General features: G+C 69.5%; 12 protein-coding genes and 1 riboswitch. Of the genes, 8 read left to right on the top strand and 4 right to left on the bottom strand.

Annotated elements, in window-relative coordinates:
- Positions 1-46 precede the first annotated feature (46 nt).
- Positions 47-940, top strand: a complete 894-nt coding sequence (locus ROP_RS01370; protein ID WP_012687550.1) for a LysR family transcriptional regulator — start codon at positions 47-49, stop codon at positions 938-940.
- Entirely contained in the window at positions 937-1,833 is an 897-nt protein-coding gene (locus tag ROP_RS01365; RefSeq protein ID WP_012687549.1) for a serine hydrolase, read from the top strand. Before ROP_RS01370 ends, ROP_RS01365 begins: the two co-directional genes overlap by 4 nt.
- A gap of 16 nt (positions 1,834-1,849) precedes the next feature.
- On the opposite strand, the gene ROP_RS01360 is transcribed toward ROP_RS01365, so the two are convergent.
- From ROP_RS01360 to cobG, 3 genes are read right to left on the bottom strand one after another with little or no spacing between them, the layout of a single operon-like run.
- Complete coding sequence (locus ROP_RS01360; RefSeq protein WP_012687548.1) at positions 1,850-3,352, bottom strand: precorrin-2 C(20)-methyltransferase; 1,503 nt, start codon at positions 3,350-3,352, stop codon at positions 1,850-1,852.
- On the bottom strand, positions 3,349-3,975 hold the full coding sequence (locus ROP_RS01355; RefSeq protein ID WP_012687547.1) for a precorrin-8X methylmutase: 627 nt from the start codon (positions 3,973-3,975) through the stop codon (positions 3,349-3,351). The genes ROP_RS01360 and ROP_RS01355 overlap by 4 nt, the downstream gene beginning before the upstream one ends.
- 24 nt (positions 3,976-3,999) lie before the next feature.
- Positions 4,000-5,133 carry a precorrin-3B synthase gene (gene cobG / locus ROP_RS01350; protein WP_012687546.1) on the bottom strand — a complete coding sequence of 378 codons (1,134 nt, stop codon included), beginning with the start codon at positions 5,131-5,133 and terminating at the stop codon, positions 4,000-4,002.
- Positions 5,134-5,187: 54 nt separating this feature from the next.
- Positions 5,188-5,260, top strand: a riboswitch (cobalamin riboswitch).
- A 78-nt stretch (positions 5,261-5,338) separates the two neighbouring features.
- On the opposite strand from cobG, the gene cobN reads away from it, so the two are divergent.
- The 6 genes from cobN (at position 5,339) to ROP_RS01325 (ending at position 12,719) form a co-directional block, all read left to right on the top strand.
- Complete coding sequence (gene cobN / locus ROP_RS01345; protein ID WP_012687545.1) at positions 5,339-8,941, top strand: cobaltochelatase subunit CobN; 3,603 nt, start codon at positions 5,339-5,341, stop codon at positions 8,939-8,941.
- Between the two features lie 17 nt (positions 8,942-8,958).
- A complete protein-coding gene (locus ROP_RS01340; RefSeq protein ID WP_012687544.1) occupies positions 8,959-9,354 on the top strand; it encodes a PPOX class F420-dependent oxidoreductase in 396 nt (131 codons plus the stop codon).
- A 196-nt stretch (positions 9,355-9,550) separates the two neighbouring features.
- Positions 9,551-10,918, top strand: coding sequence for an FAD-dependent oxidoreductase (locus tag ROP_RS01335; RefSeq protein WP_012687543.1), 1,368 nt, complete (start codon positions 9,551-9,553; stop codon positions 10,916-10,918).
- A gap of 76 nt (positions 10,919-10,994) precedes the next feature.
- On the top strand, positions 10,995-11,798 hold the full coding sequence (locus ROP_RS01330) for an ABC transporter substrate-binding protein (protein WP_012687542.1): 804 nt from the start codon (positions 10,995-10,997) through the stop codon (positions 11,796-11,798).
- 6 nt (positions 11,799-11,804) lie between these two features.
- Positions 11,805-12,029, top strand: a complete 225-nt coding sequence (locus ROP_RS43800) for a hypothetical protein (protein ID WP_012687541.1) — start codon at positions 11,805-11,807, stop codon at positions 12,027-12,029.
- A gap of 36 nt (positions 12,030-12,065) precedes the next feature.
- Entirely contained in the window at positions 12,066-12,719 is a 654-nt protein-coding gene (locus ROP_RS01325) for a dihydrofolate reductase family protein (protein ID WP_012687540.1), read from the top strand.
- 57 nt (positions 12,720-12,776) lie between these two features.
- On the opposite strand, the gene ROP_RS01320 is transcribed toward ROP_RS01325, so the two are convergent.
- The gene (locus tag ROP_RS01320; protein ID WP_012687539.1) at positions 12,777-13,361 is read right to left on the bottom strand and encodes a TetR/AcrR family transcriptional regulator; all 585 of its coding nucleotides are present in this window, start codon (positions 13,359-13,361) and stop codon (positions 12,777-12,779) included.
- Positions 13,362-13,434: the final 73 nt, after the last annotated feature.

Genomic DNA, 13,434 nt, shown 5'->3' with positions numbered 1-13,434 from the left:
TGCGAACTGACGGCCTCGGCCGAGGTGGGCGCTCGGAACTGGTTCAATGGTCGGCATGGATCTGCTGCGCCACCTGAGTTTCTTTGTCGCCGTTGCGGAAGAGGGACACTTCGGCAATGCCGCGTCGAGACTCGGCATGACGCAGCCGCCGCTGTCGCAGGGCGTTCGGCGGCTCGAACAGCGACTCGGCACCGAGCTGATTCAGCGCAGCGCCCGCGGCGTGGGACTCACCGACGCCGGACGCCAATTGCTCCCGCGTGCGCGGCTTCTCGTCGCCGATGCGGCGAGATTCGAGGACGAGGCGCAGCGCATCGCGGGCGGTCGGGATGCGGTGGTGCGCTGGGGTGTCCCGCACTCGGTGGCCGACGGGGTAGTGGTGCGGTGTGTCCGCGCGTTGAGGGACGCGGACGAGGCGCACGAGACCCGGGTGGTGACCACGACGGCGTCCACCACCGAACTCGTGGACGCGGTCCGCGCGGGCAGTCTAGACGTCGCCGTGGTCGAGCATCCGGCACTGCTGACCGGTCTCGGCAGCGGACCGGTGATCAAGCTCCGGCGGTGGGTGGTGGTGCCCGACGACCATCCGGTGTCAGCCGCGAAGAAGGCGCAGGTCCGGATGCTGCGCGGGCTGACGCTGGCCACCGGCCCGCGCTCGGACAATCCGCCGGCCCACGACCTGTTCGTCGACCTGTGGCGGGTGCGGGGTCTGGACCCGGACATTGTGATCGCCTCGGGGCAGCGGGAACTCCTCACGCGTGTGTCGGCCGGCGGGCATTTCGGAGTGACGGCGACGCCGCCCACGGTGATGCCCGGTGTGGCGTGGGTCGATCTGCTGCGCGAAGACCTGTCTCTGCGCGTGCGCATCGTCTGGCGATCCGGGGCAGACGTCGCATCGTCTGCCGCTGCCCTCGACCGGGTGCTGATCAGGGCCGATCGATGACATCGGCGGAGAAGCGGATCCGTGACGTCTTCGCCGACGCCGGGTGCACCGGATGGTTGCACGCCCGCCGCGTCGGAACCCCGGCCGGCGAGGTCGGGGTCGGCGCGGACGACCTCGTCGTGCTCGCGTCCGTCTACAAGCTTCCGCTGCTCGTAGCTCTGTGCCGCGCTTTCGAATCCGGCGAGCTGTCGCCGACCGCCACCGTCCGGGTCAATCCGGCCGACTGCACTCCGGGGCCGACCGGAGTGTCGACGTTCCGTGACCCGGTGGTGCTGAGCTGGCGGGACCTGGCGCTGTCGATGATGACCGTATCCGACAACGCGGCCGCCGATTTGGTTCTCGGGCAGGTGGGACTCGAGAGCGTCGAGCGGGCACTGTCGGATCTGGGCCTGACGAACACGCGGATCATCGGCGGCACAGCGGATGCGCACCACAGACTGGTCATCGACGCCCATGCGCACACCACCGCCGAAGCATTCGCGGCGCTGGCCGACAACGACGAGGCGTGGACGGTGTCCGCGTACGACCCGTCGTATGCGAGCGCGACGACCCCGCGGGAGATGACGTCGCTTCTCGACGCGATCTGGGCCGGACGGGCGGTGCCCGGGGCGCAGGGCGGGTTCGTCCGGCAGGTTATGTCCGCGCAGATCTGGCAGCACCGCATCCGTTCCGGGTTTCCGCACTCGGGGGTGGATGTCGCCGGGAAGACCGGCACCATCGGCGCCATCCGTAACGAGGTGGCCGTGGTGACGTTTCCCGGTGAGATTCCCGTTGCCGTCGCGGTCTTCACCCGCGCCGCGCGGACGGACCCGGTGCTCCCGGTGGTCGATGCCGCGATCGGCCACGCCGCCCGGATCGCGGTGACCGAACTCCGCTCCGGCAGCGTGGACTGAGGGCTGCCCCGGGTGCTCAGCCCGGATAGCGCCGGGGTGTGAAGACCCTGGTCCCGTGTTCGTTCTCGACGACGGTCGTCATGGAGGAGCCCACGATGAGCAGGCAGCGCATGTCGATCTCGGCCGGGTCGAGGTCCGCGAGCCGCACGACCCGCACCGACTCCTGCGGGCCCGCCACATCCCGGCCGATGATCACCGGGGTGTCGGGGGAGCGGTGCTCGAGAACGAGGTCGCGCATCGCGGCGACCTGCCAGGTGCGCGACTTCGACGCCGGGTTGTAGACGGCGAAGGCCATGTCGGCGCTCGCGACCGCCGAAATACGCTGCGCCACAACGTCCCACGGCTTGAGCCGATCGGACAGCGACAGCACGGCGTAGTCGTGCCCGAGGGGTGCCCCGACCCGGCTCGCCACGGCGTTCGCGGCGGTCATGCCGGGCAGTACGCGGACGGGCACGCCCCGCCACTGCTCCTCGGCGGCCACTTCCAGCACGGCGGCGGCCATCGCGAACACGCCCGGGTCGCCCGAGGACACGACGGCGACGCGGGCCCCGTTCTTCGCGAGGTCGAGCGCCATCGCGGCCCGTTCGGCCTCGACCCGGTTGTCGCTGGAGTGCCGACGCTGGCCCGGACGCTCGGGGACCCGGTCGATGTACGGCCCGTAGCCGACGAGGTCGGTGGCGAGAGACAGTTCGTGCTGTACTTCCGGGGTCGTCCAGGACTGATCGCCGGGGCCGAGGCCGACGACGACGAGTTCGCCCTGCGGCGGCGCGTCCTCGCGCCGGGCGTTCGACGGACTGGGCACGATGGCGATCGAGAAGTAGGGGACGTCGCTGTCCGACACGTCGTCCGCGTGGTCGATCTTCTGCCGGGTCGTGCTGGCCCGCTCGACGTACCACGTCTCGTCGATGCGACCGGAATCCTTCAACGCCTGCCGCACGGCCGGGTAGGTGCGTCCGAGTTTCAGGATGGCGGCGGCGTCGGTCTCGCGCAGGCGCCGCGTCAGCTCACCGCGCGGCAGGGTTCCGGGCAGGACGGTGAGGATTTCCTCGCCCTCGACGAGCGGCATCGCCAGCGCGGCCGAGGCGGCGCTGATCGACGTCACCCCGGGAATGACCTCCGCCTCGAAGCGCTGCGCCAGCCGCTTGTGCATGTGCATGTAGGAGCTGTAAAACAGCGGATCGCCGGCCGCGAGGAGCGCCACCGAGCGCCCGGCCTCGAGGTGCGCGGCGAGCCGCTGCGACGCTTCCTCGTAGAACTCGTCCATCGCCCCCTGGTATCCGCCCGGGTGGTCGACGGTCTCGGTGGTGACCGGGTAGACGAGGTGCTCCTCGATCTGGCCGTCACGCAGGTACGGCGCCGCGACCGCGCGGGAGATGCTCTTGCCGTGCCGGGCGCTGTGGAACGCCACCACGTCGGCCTCGGTGATGATCCGCGCGGCCTTGACCGTCACCAGTTCCGGGTCGCCCGGACCGATGCCGACGCCCCACAGCTTGCCGGTCGACCGCTCTTCGGAACTCATTCGACTTCGCTCGCAATCGCATTCAGCGCCGCAGCCGTGATGGCACTGCCACCGCGGCGGCCGCGGACCACCAGATAGTCGAGTCCGCTCGGGTGCTCGATCAACGCTTCCTTCGACTCCGCCGCACCGATGAACCCGACCGGGCCGCCCACGATCGCGGCAGGCCGGGGTGCACCGGATTCGATCATGTCCAGCAGGTAGAACAGGGCGGTCGGGGCGTTGCCGATCGCGACGACGGCGCCCTCCAGTTTGCCGCCCCACAATTCGAGCGCGGCCGCCGAGCGGGTGTTCCCGATCTGCTCCGCCAGCACCGGAACCCGGGGGTCACGCAGGGTGCAGATCACCTCGTTGTCCGCCGGAAGACGCTTGCGGGTCACGCCGGCAGCGACCATCTGCGCGTCGCACAGGATCGGGGCGCCGTCCGCCAGCGCCGCGCGGGCGGCCTTCACGACGCCGGGGGTGAACGCGACGTCGTCCACGAGATCGACCTGACCGCTCGCGTGGATCATGCGGACCACGGCCTGTGAGACGTCCTCGGGAAAGGCACTGAGATCCGCCTCGGCGCGGATCGTGGCGAAGGACTGGCGGTAGATCTCCGCGCCGTCTCGGATGTACTCGATCATCCGCTCACGATAGAGGCTCCGGGTTCACCGCTCCTCCACCCGGTAACCCGTCTCGGTGGCGACGACGTCCGTGACCTCGCCCTTGGGGCGGCCGCAGCACCGCTCGCAGCCCGACCAGTGTTGTCGACCCTCCACCGGGAGTTCGCCGCTCGCGACGGCGTCCCGCGCATCGGTCCGCACATCGGCGAGCGCCTTCTCGCACCCGGGTTGCCCGGTGCAGGCGCTGACGTTCAGCCACGGGGAGTTCTCGTCGAAGATCAGGCCCATCGGAGCGAGGACCCGAACCACCTGCTCGGCGGACCACTCGTCCAGATCGCACAGCAGCACCGATTTCCACGGCGTGACGATCACCGGCTTCTCGACCGCGGCGAGGAACTCCGCCAGCCGGGCGTCGAGGACGCCGAACGCGAGACCGCCGCCGAGGGTCACGTTGCCGTCCGGCTGGTCGAGCCACCCGATCGGCGGCCGGTGCTCGTCGAACCCACGGACCGGGTCGGCGGTCGGTGCGAGCGTCAACGCCGACAGTGTCCGCTCGACCCCGTCCGCGATCTCGGACAGTCGCCAGTGCCGATCGCGCAACTCCAGGAAGGCCCGGGCGGCGCCCACGAGCACATGCGCCGAGTCGGACGTCGGGATCCGTACGCCGCTGTCGCGACCGGCGAGGATCAGCGCGACCTCGGACTCGCTCACCGCGTGGACCCCGAAATCGCCGCCGAGCGCCGAGACGTCGCCGCGCCCGTCGTCGAGGGTGAACAGGGTGCGGCCGGGCAGGTCCGCCAACGCGGCGTCGCCGCACAACGACCGGTCGAGGACACCGACCAGATCGCGCAGGTCGGTGAGACCGCCGATCCGGCCGGTCAGCGGCGAGACGAGGATGTTGCGCACCCGCTCGTGCGTCTCGGACGGCAACAGGCCCGCGCCGGCGAGGCGCCGGGCGAACTCCAGCGGGTCGCGGACCGCCCGCAGTTGCGCATTGCCGCGGGACGTGAGTTCGATCTCGCCGTTCCCGAGGTCGCGTGCCGACTCCGCGAGGGTCTGCAGCTGGGTGGAGGTCAGCACCCCGCCGGGGAGGCGCACCCGGGCGAGCGCCCCGTCGGCCGCCTGGTGGACCTGCAACGCGCCGGGGCATGCATCGGGGCGGGAACGGGAGTCGACCATGGTCCCAGGTTACGTCCGGCCCCGGGTAGCATCACCAGCACTTGCGACAGCAGGAGGGGAAGCCGGTGAGAATCCGGCGCGGTCGCGCCACTGTGAGCTCGCCGAACCCGGTGGGCGAGCCAGACCCTCACCTGCCGTCCTCCGACCTCCGGTTCCGCACAGAACCACCGCCACGGGGCGCGACACCCCCAGGAAGGCTCCACACGTGATCCTGCTGCTCTCCACCTCCGACACCGACCTGCTCAGCGCACGCGCCAGCGGGGCGGACTACCGCTGGGCAAACCCGGCACGGCTGCTGGTCGAGGAGGATCTGCCGGGACTGCTGGACGGCGCCGACCTGGTGGTGGTGCGCATCCTCGGCGGCAAGCGGGCCTGGGAAGAGGGACTCGACGCGGTCCTGGCCAGCGGACTGCCCGTGGTGGTTCTCGGCGGTGAGCACGCCCCGGACGCCGAGCTGATGGAGTGCTCGACGGTTGCGGCCGGTGTGTCGGCGGAGGCGCACAACTATCTCGCCGAGGGCGGCGCCGACAACCTCGCCCAGCTGCACCACTTCCTGTCGGACACCGTGCTGCTGACCGGTCACGGGTTCGAGGCGCCGGTCCACCTGCCGAGCTGGGGTGTCGCGCCGTTCGCACCCGACGCCGACGCGGGCCGCCCCACGATCGCCGTTCTCTACTACCGCGCCCAGCACCTGGCCGGGAACACCCGCTACATCGAGGCCCTGTGCGACGCCGTCGAGGCGGCGGGCGGCACTCCGCTGCCGATCTTCTGCGCGTCGCTGCGTACCGCCGAGCCGGAGTTGCTGACGACGCTGCGCCGCGCGGACGCGATGGTGGTCACCGTGCTCGCCGCCGGCGGCACCAAGCCGGCCGGCGTCTCGGCCGGGGGCGACGACGAGGCGTGGGACGTCGCCGCGCTGGCCGCGCTGGACGTGCCGATCCTGCAGGGGCTCTGCCTGACCAGCAGCCGGGAGTCGTGGGAGGCCAACGACGACGGGCTGTCCCCCCTCGACGTCGCCACCCAGGTCGCGGTCCCCGAGTTCGACGGCCGGCTGATCACGGTGCCGTTCTCGTTCAAGGAGATCGACGCCGACGGGCTGTCCACCTACGTTCCGGACGCCGAGCGCGCCTCCCGGGTCGCGGGCATCGCCGTCCGGCACGCCCGGCTCCGGCACATCCCCGCGGCCGAGCGCAGGATCGCCCTCATGCTGTCGGCGTACCCGACGAAGCACGCCCGCATCGGCAACGCCGTCGGCCTCGACACCCCGGCCAGCGCCATCCGGTTGCTCACCGAGATGCGGGCCGCCGGCTACGACCTGGGCCCCGCGGACGGGCCGGATTCCGTGCCCGGCCTCGCAGCCCGGGACGGCGACGCCTTGATCCATGCCCTCATCGCTGCCGGCGGCCAGGACCCGGACTGGCTGACCGCGGAGCAACTCGAGGGGAACCCGATCCGGATCTCCGCCGCCCGCTACCGCGAGTGGTTCTCCGCGCTGCCCGCGGAACTGCGCGAGGGCGTCGAGGAACACTGGGGACCCGCGCCGGGCGAACTGTACGTCGACCGCTCGCAGGACCCTGCGGGTGAAATCGTCATCGCCGCAATGCAGTTCGGTAACCTCGTCCTGATGGTGCAGCCGCCGCGCGGATTCGGGGAGAAGCCGGTCGCGATCTACCACGACCCGGACCTGCCGCCGAGTCACCACTACCTCGCCGCGTACCGATGGATTGCGGCGGACGCCGCGGCAGGCGGTTTCGGTGCCGACGCCGTCGTCCATCTCGGCAAGCACGGCAACCTCGAGTGGCTGCCCGGTAAGACGCTCGGCATGTCCGCGTCGTGCGGCACCGACGCCGCGCTCGGCGACCTGCCGCTGATCTACCCGTTCCTCGTCAACGACCCGGGGGAGGGCACACAGGCCAAGCGCCGCGCCCACGCGACGCTCGTCGATCACCTGATCCCGCCGATGGCCCGCGCCGAGAGCTACGGCGACATCTCGCGACTCGAGCAACTCCTCGACGAGCACTCGAACATCTCCGCACTGGACCCGTCCAAGCTGCCCGCGATTCGCCAGCAGATCTGGACGCTGATGCGTGCCGCCAAGATGGACCACGACCTCGGACTCGAGGAACGTCCCGAGGAGGACGTGTTCGACGACATGCTGCTGCACGTCGACGGCTGGCTGTGCGAGATCAAGGACGTCCAGATCCGCGACGGCCTCCACGTTCTCGGCGAGGCGCCGCGGGACGACGCCGAGGTCGAATTGGTGCTCGCCATGCTGCGCGCCCGGCAGATGTGGGGCGGCGAGCAGAACGTCCCCGGACTCCGCGAGGCCCTCGGCCTCAGCGAGGACGGCGACGAATCCCGCACCCGCGTGGACGAGATCGAGCAGCAGGCGCACGCGCTGGTGCAGGGCATGCACGACGCCGACTGGAACCCGGACGCCGCCGACACCCTCACGGCCGACGCCACGGTCGCGAAGATCCTGCGCTTCGCCGCCACCGAGGTGGTGCCCCGGCTGCGGGAGACGGACAACGAGATCGCACAGGTGCTGCACGCGCTGGACGGCGGTTTCATCGCCGCGGGGCCGAGCGGGTCGCCGCTGCGCGGCCTGATCAACGTGCTCCCCACGGGCCGGAACTTCTACTCCGTCGACCCGAAGGCTGTGCCGTCGCGGCTCGCCTGGGAGACCGGTCAGGCGATGGCTGAATCGTTGCTGGACCGCTACAAGTCCGATCACGGCGAGTGGCCGCGGTCGGTGGGCCTGTCCGTGTGGGGCACGTCCGCGATGCGCACCTCGGGCGACGACATCGCCGAGGTGTTCGCGCTCCTCGGCGTGCGCCCGGTGTGGGACGAGGCGAGCCGGCGCGTAGTGAACCTCGAGGTGATCGACCTCGAGGAACTGGGCCGGCCGCGCATCGACGTCACGGTCCGGATCAGCGGCTTCTTTCGTGATGCGTTCCCGCACGTCCTGGCACTGCTCGACGACGCCGTCCGGCTCGTCGCCGCGGTGGACGAACCCGCCGAAAGCAACTTCGTGCGCGCACATGCGCAGGCGGATCTCGCCGAGCACGGCGACGAACGGCGCGCGACCACCCGCATCTTCGGGTCGAAGCCGGGCACCTACGGGGCCGGGCTGCTGCAGCTCATCGACTCCAAGAGCTGGCGCGGCGACGCCGACCTCGCCGACGTGTACACCACGTGGGGTGGTTTCGCGTACGGCCGCGGACTCGACGGCGCCCCCGCCGCCGACGACATGCGGACCGCCTATCGTCGAATCACCGTGGCGGCCAAGAACACCGACACCCGCGAACACGACATCGCCGACGCCGACGACTACTTCCAGTACCACGGCGGCATGGTCGCGACCGTGCGGGCGCTCACCGGGAAGTCGCCCGAGGCGTACATCGGCGACAGCACCCGGCCCGAGTCGGTGCGCACCCGAACCCTGTCGGAGGAGACGTCCCGGGTGTTCCGCGCCCGCGTCGTGAACCCGCGGTGGCTCGAGGCGATGCGCCGCCACGGCTACAAGGGTGCGTTCGAGATGGCGGCCACCGTCGACTACCTGTTCGGATACGACGCCACCACCAACGTCGTCGCCGACTGGATGTACGAGAAGCTCGCGGAGTCGTACGTGCTGGACGAGCAGAACCGCAAGTTCATGGAGCAGTCCAATCCGTGGGCCCTGCACGGCATCGCCGAGCGACTCCTCGAGGCGGCCGAGCGGGACATGTGGGAGCACCCCGAGCAGCAGACCCTCGACGGCCTGCGGCAGGTGTACCTCGAAACCGAAGGCGAACTCGAAGGGGACTGACCTGCTTCGGGTCTAGCATGGGCCGGGTGACCACAGAATTCGATCGGGTGTCGTCCGCGAAGTATGTCCTGCTCACCACGTTTCGGAAGGACGGCACCCCGGTGGCGACGCCGCTGTGGGCCGCCGCCGACGGTGACCGTCTGCTGATGTGGACGGTCACCGACTCCTACAAGGTCAAACGCATCCGCCGCAATCCGGAGGTGACGGTGGCGGCGTGCGATGCGCGCGGCAAGCCGAAGGGGCCCGAAGTTCCCGCCCGGGCCGTCATCCTCGACGTCGCGGACACCGATCACACGCGGGACGTGATCGCCCGCAAGTACGGCATCCTCGGCTGGCTCACGATGAAAGGCAGCCTCCTGCGGCGCGGGAAGACCGGCACCATCGGTCTCGCCGTCACGGCCGACGATCGGTAGCCCCGGGAATCCGGGCCGGATCGAGCACCTAGGGGGCCGATGTGCGCACCCTCGGGTGCGGGAAGGTCACCCCAGGGGGCCTGGTGGGGTGCGAGCGCGGGGATCACGGTGGGTATGTCCCGTAGACGGGAGTATCACCGTGAACCACCACATCGCCCTGCGTCGCCGCGTTGACCGATCATCGCGATCGCGGCGCGTGAATGTTCCACGCCGGGACGCACACGCCGTCGTCATCGGCGGCAGCATCGCCGGCCTGCTCGCGTCCCGCGTCCTGGCGGACTACTTCGATACGGTCACGATATTCGAGAAGGATCACCTGGTCGACAGCGCCGAGCCTCGCATGGGAGTTCCCCAGGGTCGTCACGTCCACAGCATCTGGAAACGCGGCCTGAGCCTGATGGAGGAGTCCTTCCCCGGTCTCACCTCCGAACTTATCGAGGGAGGATCGGCAGAAGTCGAAATGACGAAAGACTTCGCCTGGTACCACCGCGGCGTGTGGAAGCTGCGGGTACCGAGCGGGATCTTCATCACCTGCCAGACCCGACCGTTCCTCGAATGGCAGATCCGTCGGCGGGTGTGCCAGATCTCCAACATCGATCTCGTCGATCATTGCCACGTCAAGAGATTCGTCACCGACGCCACGGCGCAGCGGATCACCGGGGTGGCGGTCCAGTCGCGCCGAGCCGGCGCCACCGAGGAGACTGTGTCCGCCGACCTGGTGGTCGATGCGAGCGGTCGCGGCTCCCGGACGCCGCGCTGGCTCGAGGAGTTGGGGTACGGCCGACCCGACATGTCGGTCATCGACGTCGACGTCGGCTACGCGACACGGTTCTATGCCCGACCGCCGCAAGAGGACTGCCCATGGAAGGCGCTGATCGTCGCGCCCACACCGCCGGACGGAACACGGTTGGGTGTCATCTTCCCGGTGGAGGGTCAGCGCTGGATCGTGATGCTCGGCGGCTGGAACGGTGATCACCCGCCGCGCGACGAGGACGGCCTTCTCGAGTTCGCGCGCAACCTCGAGGCGCCCGACATCTACACGTTCATGCGCGAGGCGGAGCCCCTGACACCGATCGCGGGGTACAAGTTCCGCGCCAACGTCCGCAGGCACTATGAACGGATGCGCCGTTTCCCGGGCGGTCTGATCGTGCTCGGCGACAGCCTGTGCAGCTTCAACCCGATCTACGGCCAGGGAATGACGACCAGCGCCCTCGATGCGATGACGTTGCGGGAATGTCTCGACCGGGCTGTCCACAGGGGTGAGAGTCTCGATGCGATGGCCCACCATTTCCTGAAGAGGGTGCCGAGAAGGCTCGACGCGCCGTGGAGGTTGGCCGCTGGGGAGGACATGAACTGGCCTGGAACACAGGGTGATGCGCCGTTCGGAACCCCCTTCATGAACTGGTACTTCGGACGGGTGCATGCGCTCGCCGCTCGTGATCCGCAGGTGCTGGTCCGATTCGTGCGTGTGGCGAACATGATCGATTCGCCGGTCCGGATCTTCCACCCCAGAGTCCTGGCGCCGGTCCTCACGCGATCGACGCGGGTCGCGCCGAGTCCGTGACCCCAACGCCCTCTGGGAGCGGCATCTCTCGCACGAAGGAGGTGAGCCATACCTAAGTTGTTGGTACGGTTCGCGCGTGCCCACTGAACATGACCTCTCGGCAGTCCGTGGTTTCATCCGCATTCGGCGTGAGCGGTCTGCAGCCGTCACCTTCGTCGCCCTGCTCCTCGGAGTGTGGCTGCTGGCCGCCTGCGGATCGGCGACCGGCGAACGCGACTCCGGCGCTGCCCCCGGCGACACTTACACCGTCGAGCACGTCTACGGCACCACCGAGGTCCCCCGAGACTACGAACGGGTCGTCTCGGTCGGCTACACCGACGATCAGACGATGCTTGCGGTCGGCGTCAAGCCCGTGGGCATGGTCGACCAGTATCCGGCCGGTGGCAGCCCGGACCGCAACATCTCCTGGCCGTGGGTCGAAGACCTGTGGGCGGGAACGGTGCCCGAGGTGGTCATGACCAACGGCGAATCGTTGAACTTCGAGAAAGTCGCTGCGCTGCAGCCGGATCTGATCGTCGGTGTGTACTCCGACATCACCGAAGGCGACTACCAGCGGCTGAGCGCGATCGCCCCCACCGTCGCGTGGGCGCCGGATGTCGCCGACCCTTTCGTGGCCCCCTGGCAGGACACCGCCCGCCAGATCGCGAAGGCCCTCGGCAAGGAAGACGAAGCCGAGGCGGCGATCACCGAGATCACCGATGGCATGGCCCAGGCCGTGGCCGATCATCCCGAGTTCGGGGGCCGGCGAGCTGTCGCGTTCAGTTGGTACGACGCTTCCCTCGCCCCGTTCGCGTCGACCGACGTGCGCGGGAAGCTGCTCACCGACCTCGGCTACCGGCCGGTTGCCGAAATCGACCAGGCGGCCGGCGACAAGTTCTAGACCACTTTGTCGCCGGAGCAGGCCCACCTGATTGACGTTGACCGGGCCTTCTTCATCGGGGACGCCGCCGACCGCGCCGCGCTGGAGGCCGATCCGATGTTCACCTCGCTGCCGATCTACCGCGACGGCCGCGTCACGTTCTTCGCCGATTCCGAAGACCCACCAGTCGGCGCTGCGCTGTCGCAGAGCACAATCCTGTCCCTGCCCTACGCCATCGATCAGGTTTTGTGACCGGCTGAACGAGCCGACAACGTTACCGTCACGAGTATGCCGTCAGAGACACGCCATTCGGAGGGGCGTCCCTATGTCGTCGCTCATGTTGCGGTCGCCCTGGACGGGGCCACGACGGGCTTTGAGCCGGATGTGGGCCGGTTCTACGAACTCGCCGCGACCTGGAGAGAAGACGTGACCCTGGTGGGGGCGGACACGATTGTGGCGCAGGAGCAGGCCTTGGCTGCCGCTCCCCGCCCCGGCCCGGTCGGAGACGGGCCGCTGCTGGCCGTTGTCGACAGCCGGGGACGCGTCGGAGACTGGGTGTGGGATGCGCTGCGGGACGCCGGACACTGGTCGGAGGTGCTCGCATTGCACGCCGAGGCCACACCGCCGCGCGGAGATGGCCGATCGGTGCACGAGTTGGTGACAGGTACCGAGCGTGTGGATCTGGCTGCTGCGCTGAAGATTCTCGGCAGGCGCGCCGGTGTGGAGGTCGTGCGGGTGGACAGTGGGGGTGCGCTGCTCGGCGCCCTGCTCGGCGCGGGGTTGCTGGATGAGGTGAGTTTGCTCGTCCACCCCTGTCTTCCCGGCGTGCGGAACAATCGTCTGTGGCACGGAACTGCACCAGCGGCGATCCGGTTCGACCTCATCGCGAGCCGTGCCTTCGACGACGGCGTCGTCTGGCTCCGCTATCAGCCCGTGCGATAAGGCAGCGTGGTCGGATCTTCGTGGAATGGTATGTGGTACTGCATCTTCGGTGAACGGTCAGGCGAGTGCGCGGAGGTGCTCGGCGATCATGCGCTGGGCGGTCTCCGGGGTGTCGGTGTCGCCGAGCAGGACGTGCATCGCCGCGCCGTCGACGAGTGCGTGCAGGCGCATCGCCTCGGTGTCGACGTCGATGTCGGGTGCGAGCAGGCCCCGCTTAGCGAGGCCGGTCAGGATCGCGGCGCATGCACCACGGAGCTGCCGTTGGGCGTCGAGGGCGATGTCTTTCAGTAGGGGATGGGCGGGGCTTTCCGCGACGAGGGCCAAGTTCACTTCCATCTCGCAGCGTCGGCGATCGTCGAGCGGGAGGACCTCGTCCAGCACCGCGAGGGCGCGCTGCCACGGGTCGGTGATCGAGGCGTGAGCCTGCGCTCGCTCGCGGACACGCGTCGCGACGAGTCGCATCGAATAGGCGAGGAGTTCGGCCTTGCTGGCGAACACGTGTCGAAGCGATCCGCTCGAGATTCCGGCCTCGGCGGCCACATCGCGTACGGATACCGCACCGATGCCCTCGCGTTGGATCACCCGCCACACGGCCTCGGCGATCTCCTGCTGCCTTCGGTCGTGGTCGATGAGCTTCGGCACCCCAACATGGTAACACGGTCGTGCTAGCATGAGCGTTTGTTGGCACGATCGTACTAACATGTACCGGAGGGCG

It is taken from the genome of Rhodococcus opacus B4 (genome assembly GCF_000010805.1).
GTDB lineage: Bacteria > Actinomycetota > Actinomycetes > Mycobacteriales > Mycobacteriaceae > Rhodococcus_F > Rhodococcus_F opacus_C.
Note: the sequence above shows the minus strand (reverse complement) of the source record. Positions and strands in the feature narration are given on the sequence as shown.

Bases quoted from the DNA above. Each gene is read 5' to 3' on its own strand.
- ROP_RS01360 (WP_012687548.1), bottom strand. From the start codon at position 3,352: ATGAGTTCCGAAGAGCGGTCGACCGGCAAGCTGTGGGGCGTCGGCATC.
- ROP_RS01355 (WP_012687547.1), bottom strand. From the start codon at position 3,975: ATGATCGAGTACATCCGAGACGGCGCGGAGATCTACCGCCAGTCCTTC.
- ROP_RS01370 (WP_012687550.1), top strand. From the start codon at position 47: ATGGTCGGCATGGATCTGCTGCGCCACCTGAGTTTCTTTGTCGCCGTT.
- ROP_RS01365 (WP_012687549.1), top strand. From the start codon at position 937: ATGACATCGGCGGAGAAGCGGATCCGTGACGTCTTCGCCGACGCCGGG.
- ROP_RS01340 (WP_012687544.1), top strand. From the start codon at position 8,959: ATGGGCCGGGTGACCACAGAATTCGATCGGGTGTCGTCCGCGAAGTAT.
- cobG (WP_012687546.1), bottom strand. From the start codon at position 5,133: ATGGTCGACTCCCGTTCCCGCCCCGATGCATGCCCCGGCGCGTTGCAG.
- ROP_RS01325 (WP_012687540.1), top strand. From the start codon at position 12,066: ATGCCGTCAGAGACACGCCATTCGGAGGGGCGTCCCTATGTCGTCGCT.